The sequence below is a fragment of the Geminicoccus harenae genome, from assembly GCF_019800005.1.
Classification (GTDB): Bacteria; Pseudomonadota; Alphaproteobacteria; order Geminicoccales; family Geminicoccaceae; genus Geminicoccus; species Geminicoccus harenae.
This window is the reverse complement of the sequence record NZ_JABGCL010000249.1, coordinates 1-575: the sequence shown is the minus strand read 5'-3', so window position 1 is coordinate 575 and position 575 is coordinate 1. Positions and strand designations below refer to the sequence as shown.

General features: G+C 35.0%; 1 pseudogene. It reads left to right on the top strand.

The window, feature by feature from the left end:
* Positions 1-575 (top strand): annotated as a pseudogene (locus HLA95_RS27805) (hypothetical protein); the annotation flags it as partial.

Genomic DNA, 575 nt, shown 5'->3' with positions numbered 1-575 from the left:
CTAATCATCCTAATGCTACTTTTGCACCACCTCAGACTCAAGCAAATTTTGCTCCTCAGCAAAACCAAATGATTCCACCTGTGCACCAACCTCCAAATAAAAAAAGTTTTGAAGACATAGTGACTCAGTTTATGCAAAGTACAAGTAATTCAATTAATGAGTTTAAGCAGAGTACAAGTAGTTCAATTAATGAATTGAAATTGAGTACAAATAATTCCATTAATGAGTTGAAAATGCAGGTTTCTAAGCTCAATATTTCTGTAGGTATTTTGCAACAAGAGAAAGGTAAATTTCCAACTCAATCTTACCAAGCTCCCAAAGGACAGAATAGTGTTGAATTAGTTGGTACTAGTGAAGGAAATGTTGAACAAGTCCAAGCTATCACCACTTTAAGGAGTGGAAAAGAAGTTGACAAAACCATCCACCCAAAACCATTTCAAAAAGAAATTATTTTGGATTCTATTCCACAAAAGATGGGGGATGAGGTACAAAATGATGAGCCTGAACTTGAGCATCAAATTCCTAAGGAACAAGAGGAAGAAAAAGAACCTGAAAAGGTTATTGAAAAACCTTAC